Annotated in this window: 16 protein-coding genes; 9 read left to right on the top strand and 7 right to left on the bottom strand. The window is 59.9% G+C overall.

Annotation, left to right across the window (positions count from 1 at the left end):
- Positions 1 to 8: 8 nt before the first annotated feature.
- On the bottom strand, positions 9 to 416 hold the full coding sequence (gene cueR / locus VCA57_RS14260; RefSeq protein WP_411185709.1) for a Cu(I)-responsive transcriptional regulator: 408 nt from the start codon (positions 414 to 416) through the stop codon (positions 9 to 11).
- A gap of 184 nt (positions 417 to 600) precedes the next feature.
- On the bottom strand, positions 601 to 2994 hold the full coding sequence (locus VCA57_RS14255; protein ID WP_411185707.1) for a heavy metal translocating P-type ATPase: 2394 nt from the start codon (positions 2992 to 2994) through the stop codon (positions 601 to 603).
- A 176-nt stretch (positions 2995 to 3170) separates the two neighbouring features.
- On the opposite strand from VCA57_RS14255, the gene VCA57_RS14250 reads away from it, so the two are divergent.
- Positions 3171 to 3383 carry a heavy-metal-associated domain-containing protein gene (locus VCA57_RS14250; RefSeq protein ID WP_411185706.1) on the top strand — a complete coding sequence of 71 codons (213 nt, stop codon included), beginning with the start codon at positions 3171 to 3173 and terminating at the stop codon, positions 3381 to 3383.
- Between the two features lie 15 nt (positions 3384 to 3398).
- Here the strand turns inward: VCA57_RS14250 and VCA57_RS14245 are convergent, their stop codons facing one another.
- A complete protein-coding gene (locus tag VCA57_RS14245) occupies positions 3399 to 4025 on the bottom strand; it encodes a TetR family transcriptional regulator (protein WP_411185705.1) in 627 nt (208 codons plus the stop codon).
- Between the two features lie 384 nt (positions 4026 to 4409).
- Here VCA57_RS14245 and VCA57_RS14240 point away from each other — a divergent pair, with 384 nt between their 5' ends.
- Entirely contained in the window at positions 4410 to 5600 is a 1191-nt protein-coding gene (locus VCA57_RS14240; protein WP_411185704.1) for a multidrug effflux MFS transporter, read from the top strand.
- Here the strand turns inward: VCA57_RS14240 and VCA57_RS14235 are convergent.
- From VCA57_RS14235 to VCA57_RS14220, 4 genes are all read right to left on the bottom strand, one after another.
- Positions 5597 to 5776, bottom strand: coding sequence for a hypothetical protein (locus VCA57_RS14235; protein WP_411185703.1), 180 nt, complete (start codon positions 5774 to 5776; stop codon positions 5597 to 5599). The two genes, VCA57_RS14240 and VCA57_RS14235, sit on opposite strands and share 4 nt — an antisense overlap.
- Before the next feature lie 104 nt (positions 5777 to 5880).
- A complete protein-coding gene (locus tag VCA57_RS14230) occupies positions 5881 to 7710 on the bottom strand; it encodes a PAS domain S-box protein (RefSeq protein ID WP_411185702.1) in 1830 nt (609 codons plus the stop codon).
- A gap of 196 nt (positions 7711 to 7906) precedes the next feature.
- Complete coding sequence (locus VCA57_RS14225; protein WP_411185701.1) at positions 7907 to 8923, bottom strand: zinc-binding alcohol dehydrogenase family protein; 1017 nt, start codon at positions 8921 to 8923, stop codon at positions 7907 to 7909.
- Between the two features lie 9 nt (positions 8924 to 8932).
- Positions 8933 to 9226 (bottom strand): putative quinol monooxygenase, encoded by a 294-nt coding sequence (locus tag VCA57_RS14220; RefSeq protein ID WP_411185700.1) that lies wholly within the window; start codon positions 9224 to 9226, stop codon positions 8933 to 8935.
- 105 nt (positions 9227 to 9331) lie between these two features.
- On the opposite strand from VCA57_RS14220, the gene VCA57_RS14215 reads away from it, so the two are divergent.
- The 7 genes from VCA57_RS14215 (at position 9332) to VCA57_RS14185 (ending at position 15329) form a co-directional block, all read left to right on the top strand.
- Positions 9332 to 10249, top strand: coding sequence for a LysR family transcriptional regulator (locus VCA57_RS14215; RefSeq protein ID WP_411185699.1), 918 nt, complete (start codon positions 9332 to 9334; stop codon positions 10247 to 10249).
- Positions 10250 to 10331: 82 nt separating this feature from the next.
- Entirely contained in the window at positions 10332 to 10718 is a 387-nt protein-coding gene (locus tag VCA57_RS14210) for a DUF2946 domain-containing protein (RefSeq protein WP_411185698.1), read from the top strand.
- 76 nt (positions 10719 to 10794) lie between these two features.
- Positions 10795 to 12177 (top strand): PepSY-associated TM helix domain-containing protein, encoded by a 1383-nt coding sequence (locus tag VCA57_RS14205; RefSeq protein WP_411185697.1) that lies wholly within the window; start codon positions 10795 to 10797, stop codon positions 12175 to 12177.
- Positions 12178 to 12298: 121 nt separating this feature from the next.
- On the top strand, positions 12299 to 14329 hold the full coding sequence (locus tag VCA57_RS14200) for a TonB-dependent receptor (protein WP_411185696.1): 2031 nt from the start codon (positions 12299 to 12301) through the stop codon (positions 14327 to 14329).
- 28 nt (positions 14330 to 14357) lie between these two features.
- The gene (locus VCA57_RS14195) at positions 14358 to 14837 is read left to right on the top strand and encodes a copper chaperone PCu(A)C (RefSeq protein WP_411185695.1); all 480 of its coding nucleotides are present in this window, start codon (positions 14358 to 14360) and stop codon (positions 14835 to 14837) included.
- Positions 14809 to 14958: a hypothetical protein gene (locus VCA57_RS14190; RefSeq protein ID WP_411185694.1), complete on the top strand. Its 150-nt coding sequence runs from the start codon at positions 14809 to 14811 to the stop codon at positions 14956 to 14958. The genes VCA57_RS14195 and VCA57_RS14190 overlap by 29 nt, the downstream gene beginning before the upstream one ends.
- Positions 14958 to 15329 carry a DUF2946 domain-containing protein gene (locus VCA57_RS14185; RefSeq protein ID WP_411185693.1) on the top strand — a complete coding sequence of 124 codons (372 nt, stop codon included), beginning with the start codon at positions 14958 to 14960 and terminating at the stop codon, positions 15327 to 15329. Before VCA57_RS14190 ends, VCA57_RS14185 begins: the two co-directional genes overlap by 1 nt.
- Positions 15330 to 15396 lie beyond the last annotated feature (67 nt).

Here is a 15396-nt window from a genome sequence, read left to right as displayed (position 1 = left end):
TCGGCGGATTAGGTGTTGCTATGACCGCCACCGGACGCTAGATCCTTGAGAATCGGGCAGTCCGGGCGGTCGTTACCCTGGCAGCTGTCCATCAGCTCTGTGAGTGTGTCGCGCAGGCCGCTGAGTTCGCTGATCTTGCGCTCCAGCTCGGCGATATGGCTGGCGGCCAGGGCTTTAACGTCGGCGCTGGCGCGTTGCCGGTCCTGCCACAGCGCCAGCAACTGACTGACTTCCGCCAGAGAAAACCCCAAGTCTCTCGAGCGCTTGATAAAGGCCAGGCGGTGCAGGTCTTGCGCGCTGTACTGGCGGTAGCCACTGTCTGTGCGGTCGGCGGCGGGTAGCAGGTCGATGCTTTCGTAATAGCGGATCATCTTGGCGCTGAGGCCGCTCTGCTTCGCCGCTTGGCCGATATTCATGCTCGTCTCGCATAGGTTGTTCGTAGGATGGCGTTGAACGTAGCGATACCCATCAAGCGGTGCTCGTTGCATGGCATATACCGATGATGGGTTACGGTGCCTTTGTTCGTATGACCGTCTGGTAGCCCGGATGTAATCCGGGGAAACGACTTGCCGGACAAATCCCACCCGGATTGCATCCGGGCTACTCGTGATCATCATGCTTCGGCTTCCAGGTTTTCAGCAGCAGGGCATTGCTCACCACACTCACGCTGGAAAGAGCCATGGCCGCGCCCGCCAGCATCGGGTTGAGAAAACCGGCCGCCGCCAGGGGAATGCCGATCAGGTTGTAGGCGAAGGCCCAGAACAGGTTTTGCCGAATCTTCTGGTAAGTACGCTTGCTGATATCGAGGGCGTCGGGCACTAAGCGTGGGTCGCCGCGCATCAGGGTAATGCCCGCCGCCTGCATGGCCACATCGGTGCCGCTACCCATGGCGATGCCGACATCGGCCGCGGCCAGGGCCGGCGCATCATTGATGCCGTCGCCGACCATGGCCACCACCGCACCTTGTTTCAGCTCGGTGATGATTTTGGCCTTGTCTGCCGGCAGTACTTCCGCGTGCGCGGCAGTGATGCCAAGTGCTTGAGCGACGGCGTGCACGCTGCCTAGGTTGTCGCCACTGATCAAGTGGCTGTCGATACCCTGTGCAGTCAGAGCAGCAATGGCTTCTGCCGCGCCGTCCTTGAGCGTGTCACCAAAGGCAAACAGGCCCAACACTTGCGGTTGTGGTGCCTGCTCTATAAGCCACGACAAGGTGCGGCCTTCGGCCTCCCAAGCCTGCGCTTCAGCCATCAATGTCAGGTTTTGCAGCCAGTGTTCTTCCAGTAGGCGTTTATTGCCCAAGGCTAATTGCCTATCACCAACTTTTCCGGCGATACCGCGTCCGGCCAGGGCTTTGCTGTCGCTGACCTCAGCGAGTGTCAGCTGTTGTTCGCTGCAGGCGTCGAGTACGGCCTTGGCCAGCGGGTGTTCACTGCCGCGTTGCAGGGCTCCGGCCAGTTGCAGCAATTGACTGGTGTCGCCGTCGCAAGCTTGTAGGTGGGCGATACGCGGCGCGCCCGAGGTCAGCGTGCCGGTTTTGTCGAAGGCCACCAACGTTACTGAGTGAGCGACTTCCAGGGCTTCGGCGTCCTTGATCAGGATGCCGTGGCGCGCTGCCACGCCGGTGCCGGCCATGATTGCCGTGGGGGTCGCCAGGCCGAGGGCACAGGGGCAGGCAATCACCAGTACGGCCACGGCATTGAGGAGTGCTGTTTCGACGCTGGCACCGAGGGCTAGCCAGACCAGCAGCGTGGCCAGTGCGATCAGTAATACGCTGGGGACGAAAATACGGCTGACTTTGTCGACCAGTTTCTGGATTGGCGCCTTGGCCGCCTGGGCATCTTCGACCAGGCGAATGATGCGCGACAATACGGTTTCTGCGCCTAGCGCGGTGGTTTCGATCAGCAGGCGACCTTCACCGTTGATGGCACCAGCAGTGACGCTGTCACCGGGCTGTTTGGGCTGGGGCAGGCTTTCGCCGCTAATCAGTGCTTCGTCGGCATCGCTCTGGCCTTCCTTTACCAAGCCATCAACCGGGAAGCGCTCGCCAGGCTTGACCACGATGATGTCGCCTAGCTGCAGCTCACCCAGCGCTACCCACTGTTCATTGCCATCACGCAGCCGCAAGGCGCGCTCTGGGCGTAAGGCTTGCAAAGCGCGGATGGCACTGCTGGTTTGCCGTTTGGCGCGGCTCTCTAGGTATTTGCCGAGCAGAATCAGGGTGATGATCACTGCCGAGGCTTCGAAATACAGATGTGGCGTGCCGCCTGCCGGGCTGCTTGCCCATTGATACAGGCTCAGGCCATAAGCCGCGCTAGTGCCGATGGCCACCAGTTGGTCCATATTGCCCGCGCCGGCGCACAATGCACGCCAGGCCGCGCGATAGAACCGCGCACCAAAGATAAATTGCACTGGCGTGGCCAGGGCGAACTGCACCCAGGCCGGCAGCATCCAGTGCAGACCAAAGGGCGCGCCGAGCATCGGGATAACCAGCGGCAGGGTTAGTACGATGGCCAGAAGCAGCATCCAGCGCTCGTGTTGCAGGTGTTTGGCAGCCGTTACCTGGGTCGTTTGCGGGTCACTGACCTGGCAGGCTTGGTAGCCGGCTTGGCTGACAGCATGGATTAAGCTGTTTAAATCCGTGCCGCGCAGCACCTGTAATTGCGCGCGTTCGTTGGCCAGATTGACGCTGACCGAGAGCACCCCGGGCTGCGGCGCGAGTGCACGTTCGATACGCCCCGCACAACTGGCGCAGGTCATGCCGCTGATGGAAAGTTCCAGGCGCTCGCTGGGCACTTGGTAACCGGCGGCGCTGACTGCTTCGAGCAACGTTTTCAGGCTGTCAGCTGGTGCTTCAACACGTGCTTGCTCACTGGCCAGGTTGACGCTGATGCTACTGACGCCGTTCACTTTGGCCAGGGCGCGTTCAACTCGACCTGCACAACTGGCGCAGGTCATGCCGCTGATCGGCAGATCAAAAGTGCTGAGGTTAGGCATTAAACGCCCTCCGTTGGATTGCGCTACAGGATCAACCTTTCCCCCTTGGTAAGGTCAAGCGCTGTTTTATGGTGATGCATCTTGGCGTTAAAAATGATCCAGGTTTTTATGGCTTGACCTTACCCCGTGGGCAAGGCGGACACTGTGCGCCCAATCAGGCAATTTAGGTGTTAGTGATGCAAGCAACGAGCGCTCATGTATTTCGCGTCGAAGGGATGACCTGTGATCATTGCGTCAAGGCAGTAACTGAAGCCTTACTGGCGCGGGATGCGGCGGCTGAGGTCAAGGTAAAACTGCAGGGCGGCGAGGTGCGGGTGAGCAGCAGTTTGTCCAGTGACGAGCTGATTATCGCGATTGCCGAGGCCGGCTACAGCGCAGGCCTGGCTTAACCGCCGCTTAACTGTTTATTGGGCTGGCCAATCACTGATCAGCCCGCGAAAGCAGGCATCGAACATTGGCCCGGTGTCGGTCAGTGGGTCAAACAAATTGGGGTCGCGCGACCAGTCGTGGAATAAGCCGACTAGCAAAGCATGCACTGTTCGTGCGGCTAAGCGCGGGCTGAGCCCTGCGTGCAGGCGCACATTGACTGCTGGGCTACTGAACTGTTGTTCGCAGAGATCAATGAACAGATTGATAAAGGTTTCGTGCCGCTCTTCGGCCTCGCGCAACTCTTCGGTGAACTCACAGCGCCGCAGCAGAATGGTGAATATCCGGCGCTTTTGCTCACTGCGTGCCAAGCTGGCGACCGCATCGATACAAACCTCGCGCAATGCCTGCAGAGGATTATTTTCGGGGCATACGCGCATGCGCTCGGTTAGTTGCTCGGGCGGTAGGCGTACTTGGCTGAGCATCGCGCTGAACAGGTGCGCTTTGTTGGCGAAGTGCCAATACACAGCGCCTCGGGTCACGCCGGCATGACGGGCGATATGCTCCAGGCTGGTGTGGGCGACACCTTTCTCCAAAAATAAGATTTCGGCTGCTTCAAGAATGGCGATGCGGGTTTTTTCGGCGTCTTCTTTGGTTCTGCGCATGGATAAAGGCTGGTTTCTGGATAGGCTCAGGCCTGGAGTGTAATGAAATTAGGGTCTATGCGCTATTTACATACATGCGCGGTTGTAAATAGTATTGCCGGCACGCAAACTGTGCAGCTAGCCCAATTACCATGATTTCGTTGCCTTTCTCCCTGCGCGATCACCTTTGTTGCCCGCGCTAGTCGGCCTTTGATTGGTTCCGGGGATCATCTGCATGTTCGGGCGACTCCCTTGGTTATTGCGCTAATTGCGCCGCTCTACTTATGAAGAATTTGCGGGTCGCTGCAGTCGGGCCGAGATGCCTGTTTGAGTCTTACCGTGAGCTTTTAGCTGGGGCGTTGTCCGGGTTAAATCGCTCATTAGCCCTTACCTATCTGGATATCCATGCCTTTACGAATTTTGCTGATCCTCGGTGCGATTAGCGCCTTTGGCCCCCTGGCCATCGATTTTTATCTGCCGAGTTTCCCGGCCCTGGCGCATGCGTTTGATACCGATGTAGAGCACGTGCAGCTGTCGTTGTCCGCCTACTTTGTCGGCCTGGCCATTGGTCAGCTGGTCTATGGCCCGTTGGCTGATCGCTTCGGGCGGCGCACGCCGCTGCTGGTCGGGGTGACGCTATTCAGCTTGGCGTCGCTGGCCTGCGCGTTGGCGCCCAGCCTGGAGTGGTTGATCGCCGCGCGCTTTGTGCAGGCCTTGGGTGGTTGTGCCGGGATGGTGATCTCGCGAGCGGTGGTGCGTGACCTGTGTGACCCGATCCGCTCGGCCAAGGTGTTTTCCCAGTTGATGCTGGTGATGGGGCTGGCGCCGATTCTGGCACCGCTGGCCGGCGGTTTGCTGCTGAGCACGCTGGGCTGGCCGTCGATCTTTATCTGCTTGGCATTGTTCAGCTTTGCTTGCTTGCTGGCCTTGGCTAAGTGGCTGCCGGAAACTCTGACAAAAGATATTGCTCCGGCCCCTTTGCGCGGGGCTATCGGTGAGTACAAGCGCTTGTTTGCCGACCTGCCATTCCTCGGTTATGCGCTTACTGGCGGTTTCGCCATTGCCGGGATGTTTGCTTACATTGCCGGTTCGCCGTTTGTGTTTATCGAGTTGTACGGCATCCCAGCAGAGCATTACGGTTGGTTGTTTGGCAGTAATGCGCTGGGCTTTATTTTGATGGCGCAGCTGAATGCCTGGTTGGTGGCGCGGCACGGGCCGCAATACTGGTTGGGTAAGACCGTGTGGTTCTACCTGGCTAGCGGCCTGGCCCTGCTCCTAGTTGCATTGGCCAAGCCACAGGCCTTATGGCCGCTGCTGATTCCGCTATTTGGCTGCATTGCCAGTTTGGGTATTTTGCTGCCCAACTCTTCAGCCTGCGCGATGGCTGGGCAGGGGCGTCATGCGGGCAGTGCCTCGGCGCTGCTCGGTAGTCTGCAGTTCGTCATCGCGGCCACTGCGGCCGCTATGGTTGGTGTACTGCATGACGGCAGCGCCTGGCCCGTTGCCGTGGTGATTTTCAGCTGCGGGGTGCTGGCGGTGTTCTTCTCGCTATTTACCCGCTGGGCTGAGCGCCGAACTGCTGGCGCATTGGCTTAGCTAGCGATGCGTTGCTGCAACGGCGGCAAGATATGAGGCGCACTCAGGCGAGTTTGCAGTGTGCTAACAAACTGCCGCGCCTCGGCCTCACTGCGAAACGTGACGCTATGTTTGTCTAGGCATACTTGCCAGCCGCGACCTGTGGCTGTTTTTACCGGTTGGATCATGACGTTCATCAACGGATCTCCTCTGCAAGAGAGGGCAGTCTAGTCCTTCAATATGACTATTCATTGACCTGTAACAACTTAGTGACTGATGGCGTGCCGTTGATCTTATCCGCTTAGCGTTGGCGTGCTGAATGGACCGCCAGACCGGCCAGCCGAGTGAACTCGGTAACCAGGGCGATATCCGCCGAACTCGGCCGGGTTGGCTGCAGGTAGTAGATGCCAAAGGTGCCCAGTACCTGTCCGCTGTCATCCTTGAATGGCAGTGACCAGCAGGCGCGCAGGCCTGAAGGGCGGACGATATCCTGGAAGTCTTTCCAGTAAGGATGGCTGCTGAGGTCTTCGGCAATGACCAGCTCGCCGCTGCAGGCGGCATGTCCGCAGGAGCCGACTTCCAGGTCTGCCTGAATGCCGTCGATAGCTTGGCAGTAAGCCGTCGGGAGGCTCGGTGCTGCGCCGATATGCAGGCGCTGCTGGGCATCAAGCAGCATGATTGATACGCGCATCTGCGGTTGCAGCTTTTCCAGGCGGACGGTGATGCCGGCAAGAATGGTCTGCAAAGGATGTAAACCCAGCAGTTCATCGAGCACCGCATTGCGCGCTTGTTGCAGTTGCTGGGTCTGATGGCGCTCATGTACATCGCGCAGGGTGCCATGCAGGCCTGGTTGCAGCGGGCTGAAGTTGAGTTGCAGCTCAACCCGGCGTGTTTGGCCACTACGGGTTCGTAGTTGACACTCCAGGCGCAGATTATCCAGCTTGCCATTGCTTAGGTCTTGCAAGTGCTGGCTTAGCGGCGCCAGGCCTAGTTCCGGCATAAACCGTTGCAGTGGGCAGCCCAGGCTTTCGTGCAGCGGATAGCCGCTGATTTGCTCCCAGGCCGGGTTGAGGAAGCTCAGTTGATCGTCGGCGTTGGTGATGAAGATTGCATCGCCTAAGTGCTCAACCAATGAGCGATAGCGGCCTTCGCTGACCTGCAGCTCGCTGTCCATTTTCTTCTGCTCGGTCATGTCGATATCGACACAGTAAAGCTCTAGTTGGTCGAGGCTGTTACGCATCATTAGATGGCTGGAGTAAACCCAGATCAGGCTGCCATCCTTGCGTTGCAGTTGGATCTCCGCTGCCGGAATCGGCGGGCCACCGAGTTGCCACTGGTTAATTGCATTGGCTACAGCGCTGCGTGTTAGAGGCGGCACAATCAGCTCTTCCAGGCGACGGCCCATGACCTCATGCACGGCATAGCCATAGAGTCGCGTGCTGGCCTGGTTCCAGTAAATCACCCGGCGGTCGCGGTCATAACCCTGCACGGCGATGCGCGGTGTTTGCTCGAACAATTGGCGAAAGCGCTGCTCGCTTTCACGCAGGGCGTTTTCATCACGCTTGTGCGCGCTGATGTTTTGTAAGGTGCCGAGGATTTTTCCGCTGGCGTCGACCTCGCCCCGCAGCCTCAACCAGATGACCTGTTGGTTGGGGTGCAGCAAGCGCATGTTGATGCTCAGGGTTGTGTGCTCATGCAGTAGCGCAAGTAGCGCCTGCTGAGTGGTGTTGCGTTCGGCTGGGTGCAGCCAGCTGAGGAACTGTTCGAGGCTGCTATGTTGGCTGTCCGCCTCTCGCCCGAGCAGGCTCAAGGCTTCCGGGCTCCAATCAAAGTCGTCGTGGTATTCCCAACTGCCAAGGGCCGCATTGCGTTGCACATGCTTGAGCAGTTGGCTGTTGTGGGTGAGTTCTTGTAGCAACTGATTCTGGGCTTTGCGGTCGCGGTAGCTGAACAGAAAAATCAGCCCGGCGCTGAGCGCGATAAACAGCAGCTCCTTGGCCGTATGCAGCTCGGCTGCCAGGGTACTGTCCTTGAGCATGTGCAGCAGAGGGTCGCTGACAAGTACCCATACAGCACTGAATAGCAGGTATATGCCCGCCAGGCGCAGTGCTGCTTGAAGATCGGGTCGCATCCCTGGCCTCCAATGGCTAGCTAGGTCGGATAAGTTGGCGGGATTATGGGGCGGCAAGCCTGCCGCAAACAATGTGCTTAGTCTAGTTGGCCCTTGGCTGAGTGCATCAACCCCGGCTCGTGTGGTTACGAGCCTGGGTGGTTATGGCTTCTGTGCCGTGTTTGTGCAGCGCAACCCCGCACGTCGATAGTTCGTCTCAGAAACCTTCGAGGACGATCTTGCCCTTGGCTGTGCCGCTCTCCAGCAGGCTGTGAGCGCGGCGCAGGTTGGCCGCGTTGATGCTGCCAAAGTGCTCGCCGAGGGTGGTTTTTAGGGTGCCGGCATCGACCAGCTCGGCAACCCGCTCCAGCAGGCGATGCTGTTCGATCATGTCGGCTGTTTCGAATAGCGAGCGGGTGAACATCAGCTCCCAGTGCAGCGAGAGGCTTTTGCGCTTGAGTTGCATGATATCCAGCGCCTGCTCGGGATCATCGATTAAGGCCAGTCGGCCTTGCGGGGCCAGGGCTTCGACCAACTGCGCATAGTGTTGATCGGTCTGGGTCAGGCTGGCGACGTGAGTGACCTGATTGATGCCGATGCGTTTCAGCTCTTCGCTCAATGGCTGGCGGTGGTCGATCACGTGGTGCGCGCCGAGCTGGCGTACCCACGCCTGGGTTTCTGGGCGTGACGCCGTGGCAATGACGGTCAGACCCGTGAGCTGGCGCGCCAGCTGCAGCAGAATCGAACCGACACCGCCCGCCGCACCGACGATCAGCAGGCTTTGGCCCTGATCGGCACTGCCTTGCTCGATCTGCAGGCGTTCAAACAACAACTCCCAGGCGGTGATCGCGGTCAGCGGCAGCGCAGCGGCTTCGGCAAACGCCAGTGTCTTCGGCATGTTGCCAACGATACGTTCATCCACCACGTGCAGTTCGCTGTTGGCCCCAGCGCGATTGATTGCCCCGGCGTAATACACCCGGTCGCCAGGCTGGAACAGGCTGACCTCACTGCCCACAGCCTTGACGATGCCGCTGGCGTCCCAGCCAAGCACCTTGGCAGCGCCGTCTTCAGGGGCGACGTTGCGACGGATCTTGGTGTCCACCGGATTGACCGAAATGGCTTTGACCTCGACCAGCAAATCGTGCGGCCCCGGTACGGGTGCCGACAGTTCAACATCCTGCAGGGCGTCGGCGTGATCGGCGGGCAGGGAGTGGTAATAGGCGATGGCTTTCATGCGGGCTCCTTAAAGAATGCGTTGCATCAGTTGATGGTCGACCTGTTCCAGCAAGTCGCCGCAGGTTTGGCCGAATTGCAGGAAGTGCGCGGTCTGTTGGTGTGCGCTAAGGGCGGCGGCGTCCTGCCATTGCTCGACCATGATGAAGCGGTTGGCGTGCTCCTGGTGACGGTGCAGGTTGTATTGCAGGCAACCATTTTCTGCCTGGCTGGGCGGCACCAGTTGGCGCAGGCCGGCTTCGACGGCATCGGCGTGGCCGGGGCGTGCGGTGAGAGTGGCGATCAGGGTGAGTGGGCTCGACATGGTTGGGCTCCAGTTGCTGAGGTGGCCATGCTCGGTTATTTGATTGACGAGAAAAACAGCCTGCGAATAGAGTCTCTTTCAATATTTTTTTGATAATGAATTGTCATGCTGCGTTTTGATGACCTGCAGTTGTTTGTCTGTACCGCTGAGTTGGGTAGCCTTTCGGCCGCCGCGCGGCGTCTGGATATTTCTCCGGCGGTGGCCAGTGCCGGGCTTAAACGCCTTGAGCTGCAATTGCAGGTGCGCGTGTTCAGCCGTTCTACCCGCAGCCTGCGGCTGACGCCTGAAGGTGAGCTGTTTCTAGGGCATGCGCGTTTGGCGTTGCAGAGCCTGGATGACGGTCGGCAGCAGTTGGCGGGTAGCAAGGTCGGCATCAGCGGCCCGCTGCAGCTATCCGCTCCCTCGGACTTTGGCCGCAACACCTTATTGCCCTGGCTGGATGACTTTCAGCAGGCGCATCCGCACGTGCAATTGCGCCTGTTACTCGGCGACCGGGTGGCTGATCTGTTTCGCGAGCCGGTAGATATTGCCCTGCGCTATGGCGCACCGGCAGATTCCAGCCTGGTCGCCTTGCCGGTCGCGGCGCAAAACCGGCGGGTGCTCTGCGCCTCGCCGCAGTACCTGCAACAGCACGGCGTGCCGGCATCTGTCGAAGCGCTGGCTGAGCACAACTGCCTGCTGTATATGCTCGGTGGCCGCGTGCATGACCGCTGGCACTTCAGCGATGGCCGGCGCGAGCAGGACATCAGCGTCAAGGGTGACCGCATCAGTGACGATGCCGATGTGGTCCGCCGTTGGGCGGTGAGTGGCGCTGGCGTGGTGTACAAATCCTGGCTGGATGTGGCCGGTGATGTGCGGGCAGGGCGCTTGCAGGTGCTGCTGCCCGAGCTGCGCGGCGAGCCGACGCCGCTTAACCTGATTTGCGCGCACCGTGCGCAATTGAGCAAACCGGTGTTGTTGCTGCGTGAGTTTGTGCAGGCGCGGTGCAGTGCTTTGTTGGCGGATGCGCCCTGGCCGCACTAGAATTGCCGGCGGTACGCTGCGGCAATCAACCGCAGCCGTGCCGCGCGAATCACGCGCAAGAGCAATGCTAGAGTCGCGCCCCATGAAATTGACCCGTACTGATCGACGCTTGCTGGCCTGGATGCTGTATTTCAGCGTGCTGTTCAGTGCGCTCGCCTGCAGTATTGGTCACGGGCAAATGGCCGGTTTGCAGCTCAGCGGCCTGAGCAGCCAGTACTGTTCCTTTGAAGGCAACTTCGGTGCCGGGGCGGACCTGGATGGCTCGGGTGTTGTGGCACCCAATCCGGCTACCGGCGCCGGTTGCTCCCTGAGTTCCACGTTCAGCGCCATCATCCTTGCCGCGTTCTTCGGTCTGTTGGGGCTGCTGGCACCCTGCCGCGCACCACGGCTTAGCGTCTTCTTTGCTCCGCGTCCTGTTCGCTATCTCTGGCCTTCGGCCAACCCCCGCGCTTCTCCTGTTTTCGCCTGATAACTGCGCCCATTAAAGGGCTCTCTTTCGTGTGAATAGCGTGCGTGTCCTTTGCGCACGCCTCTGGAGAAGTTTCATGTCGTCGTTTTCCGACTCCGCTGCAGGCGCGCGTGTGCGTGGGCCGCTGTCTTTCTACAACCTGGCCTGGCGCTGGCATTTCTACGCCGGGTTGTTTGTCATCCCGTTCATGATCCTGCTGTCGCTCACCGGCCTGATCTACCTATTCAAACCGCAGCTTGATGAGCTGATGTATGCAGACTTGTTAACGGTGCCGGTGGCCGAGCAGCGCCTGAGTGCCGACCAACAGTTGGCGCGGGTACGCGAGATCTACCCGCAGGCCACGGTGAGCCAATACCTGCCGCCAGCAGCGGCTGAGCGCAGTGCGCAGTTTGTGCTCAGCTTGGGCGGGCAGCAGCTAAACCTGTTTCTCGATCCCTATAACGGCCGCGTGCTAGGCACTCAGGACGCGCTGTGGAACCTGCAAGCGGCGGCGCGCAAGCTGCACGGCGACTTGCTGATCGGCACCGTGGGTGATCGCTTGATCGAGCTGGCCGCTGGCTGGGGCATCGTGTTGGTGGTCTCTGGCCTCTACTTATGGTGGCCGCGTGGGCGCTCCGGGGCGGGGGTGTTGTGGCCTCGGTTGAATGCGCGTGGGCGCTTGCTGTGGCGTGACCTGCACGCAGTGACGGGGTTCTGGGGCAGCGCGGCGCTGCTGTTTATGCTGCTTACCGGCATGACCTGGACCGGCTATTGGGGCGCGCAGTTCGCCGGAGCCTGGAACCACTTCCCCGCCGCCATGTGGGATGACGTACCGCAGTCCGGCAAGCTCACCGGCAGCCTCAACAGCAGTAGCCAGCAGACTGTCGCCTGGGCCGTGGAAACCACGCCACTGCCAGCGTCTGACCCGCATGCCGCGCACTTGGGCCATGCGAGTCCCTCGGCACCTGCCGGGGCCGGCGGCTTGCTGCAGCAGGTGGTCGACAGCGCTGCCGAGCGCGGTGTGCAGCCGGGTTACAGCATCACCTTGCCCAAGGGCGAGCAGGGTGTTTACACCGTCGCGTTATTCGCCAGCGACCCGCATAACGACGCCACGTTGCACCTGGACCAATACAGCGGTGCTGTGCTCGCCGATGTGCGCTGGCAGGACTACGGCCTGGTGGCGAAGGCGGTCGAGAGCGGGGTGATGATCCACGAAGGGCGGATGTTCGGCCTGATCAATCAGTTGCTGATGGCGTTGGTCTGCCTGCTGATTCTGTTCAGTGCAGTCAGCGGCCTGGTGATCTGGTGGAAGCGCCGTCCAGCCGGGCGCTTTGGCGTACCTCCGCTGCGTCACGACCTGCCGCGCTGGAAGACGGCGATCGGCGTAATGCTGCTGCTCGGGGCGCTATTCCCGCTGGTCGGTGCGTCGTTATTGCTGGTGTGGGCGTTGGATTGGCTGCTTGGCCTGTGGCGTCGGTAGACGCTGCCGAGTACCCCGGCCGCCTGACGCGCTCCCCAAAGGCTGTCGGCTGACAGGTGATTTCCCCTCGCCGACAGGTATGTGCTGCGCCGTATGCGCACGTGAACAGGATTTTCTATACATGCAATTAGCTATCAAACCGCTGAATTTTTGTATCCACCTTGCTGCTGTTGCTCTGGGCTTGCAGGCTTTTCCCGTCTTGGCCGACAGCGCTCTGGCGCTGGGCAGCGTGACCGTTACCCCAGATGAGCAGGGCAAACTGTCGAGTTACAACATTCTCAGCTCGGTGGATTACGTGGGCAGCGATGTGCTGGAAAAGCAGCCGGTGCAATACAGCTGGGAGCTGTTCAACCGCGTGCCGGGCGTGATGCTCACCCAGTTTAACCAGGGCACCACCTCGGGTAAGTTGTCGTTTCGCGGCTTTAATGGTGAGGGCGAGGTTAACGCGGTCAAGCTGTTGATCGACGGCATCCCGAGCAACACCAATGACGGCAACATGCCGTTTATCGACATGGTCTACCCGCTGGATATTGAAGATATCGAAGTGGTACGCGGCACCAACGACCCGCGCTATGGCCTGCACAACATCGCCGGTAATGCCTCTATCAATACTCGCCAGGGCGGTAACGAAGGCAAGTTACGCCTGCGCGGTGGCAGCTTTGATACTCAGGAGCTGCAACTGGTTAAAGGCATCGAAGCGGGCAATTGGGCGCAGAACTATTTCGTCGCGTATCAGAAGAGCGGCGGCTACCGCGATCATGCCGATAGCGAGCGGCAGAGCTTCGCTGGTAAGTGGTTCTATACCGCTGATGCTGGCTGGCGTGCCGGGTTGATCGCCCGCCACTACGAGGCCGATGCGCTGGAAGCCGGTTACCTGAGTCATGACGATGCTCATGATCATCCGCGTCAGTCCTACACCAACAACGCTAGCGATGAAGGCGAGCGCAGCATGGACTCGCTCAGCCTGCATCTGGACACCGACGTGGCCGAAAACCTGGCCTGGTCGAGCAAGGCGTATTACAACCACTTTAAGGATCGGCGCTGGACCAAATACTGGCTGACCAGTGGCCAGCAGGAGCGCTTCAACGATGAAGATCAATACGGTGCGCTCAGCAGTTTGACCTGGCGTCCCGAGGTGCAAGGGCTGTATGACTTTGCCCTGGAGGGTGGTGTCGATATTCAGCGCCAGGAGGTGATCAGCGAGCGCTATCGCACCGTAAACCAAGCGCGCACCAGCCAGACCCGCGATCAGGTGTTTGACCTGACCACTACCGGCGCCTATGTACAGGCCGTGATTCAGCCATGGGAAAGTCTCAAGTTGATCCCGGCCTATCGTGTTGATCGCGTCGAAGGTGATTATCACAACGAGCTGAGTGGCGAGCGTGCCAGCGCCAACGACTATGGCACGATCAAACAGCCCAAATTCAGTGTGGTGTATTCGCCCTGGAAGGAGGCCAGCTTCTACGCCAACTGGGGCCGCACCTTCCAGATCGGCGTGGGCTCGGGTGCTTATCGCCTGGCCAGCCAGAATGATGACCTGAAACCCTCGATCAACGAAGGCTGGGAAACGGGCATCAAGTTCAGCCCGGTGGCCTGGCTTGATGGTCGCGTGGCTTATTGGGAGCAGCATGCTACCGATGAGGTGCAGCGAAAGCTGAACGATGCGCTCGGCGACTCTGAAAACGTCGGTGAAACCTTGCGTCGCGGTTATGACATGCAGCTCAACCTATACCCCAACGATCAGGCACGCGTCTGGCTGTCCTACTCGCGGCAGTTCTCAGAAATTCTCGAACCCAGCCCCAACCTGCCAGCCAGCAAAGGTAAGGAGATGGATCACGTACCCCATCATCTGTATGCCCTAGGTGCTGATTACCAAGCCAATGACCAACTCAAGCTCAGCGCCTGGGTCAACGGCCAGAGTGATTACTACCTGGAACGCACCAACAGCACGGGCCAATATGGCGGTTACACCCTGCTCAACCTCGGTGCCGAATACCGCCTGAGCGAGACGGTGAGCGTGGACATGCAACTGAAGAACGTCACCAACCGCTACTACGAATACGTCTGGTATGACCCAGATGCTGCGCTGGACTCGCTGCATGCGCCTGGCGATGGCCGCGCGCTGTATGCCGGTTTAACCCTGGACTTCTGATTTTCTTTCCCCAAAGGAGGCAACACCCATGAGCTTAAAGAAAACCCTGCTCGGCTTAACCCTGCTGCTGCCGGCTCTGCTGGCCCAGGCCCACGAATACCAAGCCGGCCAACTGCATATCGACCACCCTTGGTCACGTGAGATGCCAGCAGTAGCGCCTACCGCAGCGGCTTATTTCGTGGTGCACAACAAGGGCAGCGAGGCTGATCGTCTGCTCAGCGTGAGCACCCCGCACGCAGGCAAGGCCGAGTTGCATGAACACGTGCACGCAGACGGCGTGATGAAAATGCAGCAGGTGCAAGACGTGACCATCCCGGCTGGCGGCGAGGTGAAGTTCGAGCCCATGGGCTACCACGTGATGATGTTCAACCTGAAGCAGCAGGCCAAAGACGGCGAGCGTTTCCCGCTGACCCTGACTTTTGAAAAGGCCGGCAAGGTTGAGGTCGAGGTGGCTGTACAGAAGGAAGCCCCGGCAGGCCATGACCACGCTGAAGGCCACGCCCACTGACCCGCAGCGCCGAGCCCCGCTGTGTGGCAGTGGGGTTGCGGTGGCCAAGTCGTTGACCTGTATCAGCCGTGTTTCCCCGGTCTTTGGCCATAATCAGCGCAGCATTCTTGAGTTGCCGTGATGCCCCATAAACGCTCTCTAACTGCCCACTACAGCGCGACTTGCCTGGCCTTATTGGCCATGCTGTTGCTCAGTGTCGGGCCGTTATGGTCACAACTTAGTCAACCTGCCGAACCGGCCTGGCTGACTGAGCTGGCCTGTGGCGAGCACAGTGGTAGTCATGACCGCTCGCTGAATCATGAGGCCCCGTGGGCCAAGTGCGGCTATTGCACGCTGTTGTTGCACAGCCCGGCAACCGGCTGCGCCAGCCCAACACTGGCGCTGGCTGCAACTAATGCAGTGGATCGACACAATGCGCCGGTACGCAGCGGCGTGGCGCGTTCGGCCATCTTCCCTGGTTCACGTAGCCGCGCGCCCCCCGTTTACTCCTGATCGTCATCAGCCTATTGCCTGTGTCACTGCCGCTTCGCGGCGCTGGCCACTCTCTAGTTTTGTCTCG

This window comes from Pseudomonas sp. (assembly GCF_046581935.1).
Taxonomy (GTDB): Bacteria; Pseudomonadota; Gammaproteobacteria; order Pseudomonadales; family Pseudomonadaceae; genus Aquipseudomonas.
The sequence above is the reverse complement of the archived record's forward strand: the minus strand, read 5'-3'. Positions and strand labels throughout refer to the sequence as shown.

Coding starts and splice junctions, on each gene's coding strand:
- cueR (WP_411185709.1), bottom strand. CDS start 416: ATGAATATCGGCCAAGCGGCGAAGCAGAGCGGCCTCAGCGCCAAGATG.
- VCA57_RS14215 (WP_411185699.1), top strand. CDS start 9,332: ATGCTGCGTTTTGATGACCTGCAGTTGTTTGTCTGTACCGCTGAGTTG.
- VCA57_RS14210 (WP_411185698.1), top strand. CDS start 10,332: ATGAAATTGACCCGTACTGATCGACGCTTGCTGGCCTGGATGCTGTAT.
- VCA57_RS14255 (WP_411185707.1), bottom strand. CDS start 2,994: ATGCCTAACCTCAGCACTTTTGATCTGCCGATCAGCGGCATGACCTGC.
- VCA57_RS14220 (WP_411185700.1), bottom strand. CDS start 9,226: ATGTCGAGCCCACTCACCCTGATCGCCACTCTCACCGCACGCCCCGGC.
- VCA57_RS14195 (WP_411185695.1), top strand. CDS start 14,358: ATGAGCTTAAAGAAAACCCTGCTCGGCTTAACCCTGCTGCTGCCGGCT.
- VCA57_RS14190 (WP_411185694.1), top strand. CDS start 14,809: ATGACCACGCTGAAGGCCACGCCCACTGACCCGCAGCGCCGAGCCCCG.
- VCA57_RS14250 (WP_411185706.1), top strand. CDS start 3,171: ATGCAAGCAACGAGCGCTCATGTATTTCGCGTCGAAGGGATGACCTGT.
- VCA57_RS14230 (WP_411185702.1), bottom strand. CDS start 7,710: ATGCGACCCGATCTTCAAGCAGCACTGCGCCTGGCGGGCATATACCTG.
- VCA57_RS14245 (WP_411185705.1), bottom strand. CDS start 4,025: ATGCGCAGAACCAAAGAAGACGCCGAAAAAACCCGCATCGCCATTCTT.
- VCA57_RS14225 (WP_411185701.1), bottom strand. CDS start 8,923: ATGAAAGCCATCGCCTATTACCACTCCCTGCCCGCCGATCACGCCGAC.
- VCA57_RS14235 (WP_411185703.1), bottom strand. CDS start 5,776: ATGAACGTCATGATCCAACCGGTAAAAACAGCCACAGGTCGCGGCTGG.
- VCA57_RS14205 (WP_411185697.1), top strand. CDS start 10,795: ATGTCGTCGTTTTCCGACTCCGCTGCAGGCGCGCGTGTGCGTGGGCCG.
- VCA57_RS14200 (WP_411185696.1), top strand. CDS start 12,299: ATGCAATTAGCTATCAAACCGCTGAATTTTTGTATCCACCTTGCTGCT.
- VCA57_RS14240 (WP_411185704.1), top strand. CDS start 4,410: ATGCCTTTACGAATTTTGCTGATCCTCGGTGCGATTAGCGCCTTTGGC.
- VCA57_RS14185 (WP_411185693.1), top strand. CDS start 14,958: ATGCCCCATAAACGCTCTCTAACTGCCCACTACAGCGCGACTTGCCTG.